Genomic DNA, 4,595 nt, shown 5'->3' on the forward strand with positions numbered 1-4,595 from the left:
AAACCGGCGGCATCAGATCGGCCAGGACGACGAACTGAGCATTGGCCGCCATCACACCATCACCACCGGCGAGGACCGTACCGAACAGGTCGGCAATAACCGCCTGGACAAGACCATTGCCAATCAGCGGGTTGAAATCGGCGGGCACCTGGACCAGCAGGTGCAAGGGGATGTCACGGTGAAGGCCGGCCAGAGCATTACGCAGCACACCAAGGTGCACGAAATCCATGCATCCGAGGCCGTGATCATCAAGGCCCCGGGCGGCACGCTGCGTATCGATGGCAGTGGCATCACCATCGATGGCATCTCGATTCGCGAGCTTGCCCCCATGACGATGAGTGCCGCAGGGAGCAGCAACAGTATCGCAATGACCGGTGTTCCAGTGACGGGCGAGCCTGTCTGCGTGGGATGCCTGCTCAAGGCCATGGCCGAGGGGCGCAACCTGATTCCCATGGAAGGAGAGACCGCCTGATGTCGCCTTTTGCAGAAGAATTGATGAACCAGCTCCGTAAAGCACCAAACCTCCGCTTGACGGCCATCGTTGAAATGGCTCGCGTGCCGCTCCCGGCACGTCAACGCTTGATCGAGCGATTCGCGCAAACGGCCTACCCGATCCTCTACCAGCAATGCTTTGCCAATCTTCGGGATATCGGCCCTTGGTTGTTCTCCTCCGGAGAACACCTGAGCCTCGATAGCCAGTACGACTTCCACTGCACCTTGGTCGAAATTGCAGGCGATGTGCCCTGCGCCTGGCTGATTAGCGCCCTGGAGCCGTCCAGGCTCGCCAATCATCTCGGCCAGGCCGCCACCGCCCGAGGACCAGATGGCGCTTCTTACCTGTTGCGCTTTTACAGCGAGCAAGCGTTTCCCGTGCTGCAAGCCCGACATGACCTGCCCGGTATCGCCGAATTGCTGGCGCCCATCCATTCATGGTGGGCATTGGAGCCTCACGATGAGCGCAATGCCTGGCGGCACTACGGGGGCCACAACCGACCGGATCATTACGGCATCCCACCGATCCGGCTGGACCAGGACTGTTGGGAGGCGCTGACGGGAAATCCGCTGCGCTTTCAGTTGTGCGATCTGCTTCAGCAAGAGTTGGTGCCCGGGAAGACTGAAAACGGCCACGCAATCCGGCTGGCACGAGTGCACCAGTTGCTGGTCGAGGCACGGGAGTGCGGCTTGCACCGACCGGCAGACCAGAAGGATTACGCCATCTTCCTGACCCGACACGGCCCAGACCTGCGCAAAAATGCTGCGTGGCAAGCCGCCCTGACAGACGCTCGGGACGATGCCAAGCCCCTCGCACAAGCGCTCAAACAACGCCTTTTCCAACATTCCTGAGTGGTTCCCATCATGTACAGCTGGAAGGAAACCTTCGAACTCTGCGACAAAAGCAACACGTTTTTGGCGAACCTGACCCCCGGCCCGGTCGTCTCCTGCACCCGAACCTTTTCCTTTTTGCCCCTGCGTTATGGCGCGGTCGGAGGTACTGCCAGCCAGAGAGGACAACTCCCATTCCTGTCGGCGTATTTCAGCCAGCCGTCAAAGGTCGGCCGGCTCAGCGAATCCGCCTATGCCCTGCGCCCCCTGCGCGAAGGCTTTCTGTACGTCCTCATCAGGCGCAAGGAGGCCAACTACGCCTGGCATAGCCAGTACCGCGTGTCCGACCTCGCCAGCCTCGAATTCATCGATGCCGACCAGCCCTGGGCACCGGCTAAACCGCCCTTTACCGGAGACGGTGGAGTAAAGGGGCTGAGCTGGATGCTGCGAATCCAGGACATGGACAGCATCGAGGACCTGCGCTTTCTGTACAGCCCTGTGCCGCTGACCAAAAACGTGCGCGACAAATACCGGCAACAGCAAAAGTACCGCAGCACCATGACCTCGGTGGACGTCGCCGGGCTGATATCGGCGGAGCCGCCGCGTATGGACAACGTGCTCACCCATGACGCGCTCGAACTCATCGCGGAATACGCCTCCTACAGCAAGCCGGCCCTCAAGGAGCATCTGAAGTCCCAAGCCTTCGCCCCTCTGTTTCCGCCGCCACGCCAGGCGTTGCTCGCTGAAATGCGGCCCGATGCCGATCGCAAGGCACAGCGCGGAGTGGCCGTCGTCTTGAACGACGCGCTCGGTGTCGTCCAGGAGCTCAATGCCTGGCGCAACGCGAGCAGCGATTCGCTCGAAGCCTTCATGGCGCAGGAGGACGAGGAAAAGGTCGACAACCACCGCAAATTCACCATCGCCTTCGCCATCGACAACATCAGGAAGCTGCTGGAAGACGAAGCCGAGGTCACTTACCACGAGAATCAGAAGCTCCAGAAGCACATCGGTGTGCGTTACACGGACCCTGAGTATCAGGCGGGCAATCGCCACGTAGTGGTGCAGTCATCGGGCAACTACCGGACCTTCCGTAATCCCGTGCACCAGCAAGAGGTCTACAAAACCGAACTCAAGAGCCAGCGCGCCGAGAGCTGGGACAAGTACGCCCCCTACATTGACGAGCACATGCGTCAGGATTTCCTGAAGCGCTACCGAGCCGAGGTCGACAAGGCCGATACAGCTCGCGATGCCCGTACCGAGGATCACCTGCTCTGGCTACAGAGCGAACAACTGCTTCAAGCCCTCGACCTGTTCGACCGCAACGACACGGAACAGGCTCTGTTGTTCGAAGACCAGATGGGCAAGGCCATGACCGGAATGAATGGCACCGAGGCCGGCCAGGCCCTGCTCGAACGCTGGCGCGAAGCGGGCGTTTCCCGGGAAAACCTGTACTGGCGGTCGCTGGCGCAGAACCAGCAGGCGGCCGAGGACGAAGTCGGCACCCTGTTCAACGAGCGCAGCCTCCTCGAAGACCTCGACTCGGCGGCGTTGCAGGACCGGATGAAAAAGCTCGCCGTGCTCTACGACAGGGGCCATGCGCTGATGGACGCACTGGCAGAGGGGACCGGCGGGCCGCCCTCCAGTTACCTGGCAGGCGGCGCCATGCTGATCAACACCCTGGGCAACTCGCTGTTCCAGAACAAACCCGCGACCGTGCTGGACAAAGCCGCCAACCGGGTCGCCATGACGCTCTTGCATGCCCAACTGGGGCGCTACGCAAAGACCATCCATTTCGAAACACGCGGTGGCAAGCCCCTGAGCCGAGGCGCGGCGGCGCGCATCGACCGCGCCGCGACCCGCAGCTTCGACGATGCCCTGCGCGGCGGAAGCCGGGGGCCGATGACCGAAATGCGCCTGGGCGGTGTCCTCGCGATGCTGGAGGTGTGGAATCTGTACAACCGGCTCTCTGTCGAGGACAAGAACAGCAGGCAGTACATCGAGGCGGTGTCTGCGGTGGTGGCTCTCACCGCTGCGGGGCTAGAGATAGCTGCTGCTGCGGTGGCGTTTGGTGCGCGTAGCGAGAATGCCGCGCTTCGGCAGGGGGCGAAGGTGTTTGGGGGGAAGTTGCGGTTGGGGGCTGGGATTCTGGCAGGGGCGGCTGGGTTGGTGGGGGCGTGGTATGACCTTCAGGATTCTTATGAGAACCGAGGCCTCAAGAGGTATTCGCTTGCTGGCATGTACTTCTTACGCGCAGTTACACAACTGGGGGCGGCGAGCCTGTCGATTACGGTCGGTCTGGCGTATGCAAAGCCCTATATCGAGTACTTGCTCAAGAAATACGGCACACGTCCAATTCTTGGTATAGCAGCCAGAGCAGGCCTGCAAGCATCTACTGCGCTGGCCTTGCGTATGGTTCCAATGCTTAGCCTATTTTTCGCTCTAAATATCGTACTTCTGACATTAGTTTTAGTTGAAATATTCCTACTCCCTGACCAACTGCAGCGCTACCTTGACAATTGCACATTCCGAAAGGAACGCACCAATAAAATTGCTGAAACCGAAGAAGAAGAAATCAAAACCATGCAGAACGCGGTAAAGGGAACGCTTTAATGTATTTTCTGGAGCGCGGTTTCCAATGGTCCAAGGCGCTGATCACTTACGAGGAGGCCATGAATGATTTCAATAACCAACAACGACAACCTGGACAGGCCGAACTGCATGCACCGGAAGGGATAAAAGAGTCGGTTTCGGACCGAGTTCACGAAAACTCATCCATCTATTCACATAAAGAAAACTACATTGATGTCCGCACGCCAAACGACGAAAAAAGAGGTGTGATCACATTTTTTGCAAGCTGGATCTACGGAATGATCATTTATTCCATTGCAATAAATACAACCATGTCTATCGACTATGCGATAGCTGGGCACAGTTATTATGATGAGATCCCACTAACCAACGTAGATCTTTTTTTTGCCGTGCTTTTTCCATTGCTCTGGATGGCGGTGCTGGCGATTTTTTTGAAATACACACTTCGCTTCACTCGCTTGGAGGCCTTCACAGCCCGCCGCATCATCGTCCGCTTCAACCGCATCACCCGCAAAGTCTATCTGCTGCGCCCCAAGCATCTCGGCGGCATCCGCATCATGGACTGGGACAAGACCGAGATACTGATCGACAAGAAGATGAGCGAGCTGGAAGGCACCGGCGGCTTTGTCATCCTGGTCTGGGACAAGGGTGATGGCGTGGATCTTGAGGGCACGCCCACCGAC

Annotated in this window: 3 protein-coding genes and 1 pseudogene; all 4 read left to right on the forward strand. The window is 58.8% G+C overall.

Annotated features, from left to right (window positions below):
• A pseudogene (locus DM374_RS32070) lies at positions 1–472 on the forward strand (type VI secretion system Vgr family protein); the annotation flags it as partial.
• The gene (locus DM374_RS32075) at positions 472–1,344 is read left to right on the forward strand and encodes a DUF4123 domain-containing protein (RefSeq protein ID WP_110973484.1); all 873 of its coding nucleotides are present in this window, start codon (positions 472–474) and stop codon (positions 1,342–1,344) included. The pseudogene DM374_RS32070 and the gene DM374_RS32075, both read left to right, overlap by 1 nt.
• Positions 1,345–1,356: 12 nt before the next feature.
• The gene (locus DM374_RS33365; protein ID WP_157969800.1) at positions 1,357–3,933 is read left to right on the forward strand and encodes a T6SS effector BTH_I2691 family protein; all 2,577 of its coding nucleotides are present in this window, start codon (positions 1,357–1,359) and stop codon (positions 3,931–3,933) included.
• Positions 3,933–4,595 (forward strand): hypothetical protein (locus DM374_RS32085; protein WP_110973485.1); only part of this gene is annotated, 663 nt, incomplete at its 3' end. The genes DM374_RS33365 and DM374_RS32085, both read left to right, overlap by 1 nt.

It is taken from the genome of Pseudomonas huaxiensis, from assembly GCF_003231275.1.
In the GTDB taxonomy this organism is placed as follows: domain Bacteria; phylum Pseudomonadota; class Gammaproteobacteria; order Pseudomonadales; family Pseudomonadaceae; genus Aquipseudomonas; species Aquipseudomonas huaxiensis.

Coding starts and splice junctions, on each gene's coding strand:
- DM374_RS33365 (WP_157969800.1), top strand. CDS start 1,357: ATGTACAGCTGGAAGGAAACCTTCGAACTCTGCGACAAAAGCAACACG.
- DM374_RS32075 (WP_110973484.1), top strand. CDS start 472: ATGTCGCCTTTTGCAGAAGAATTGATGAACCAGCTCCGTAAAGCACCA.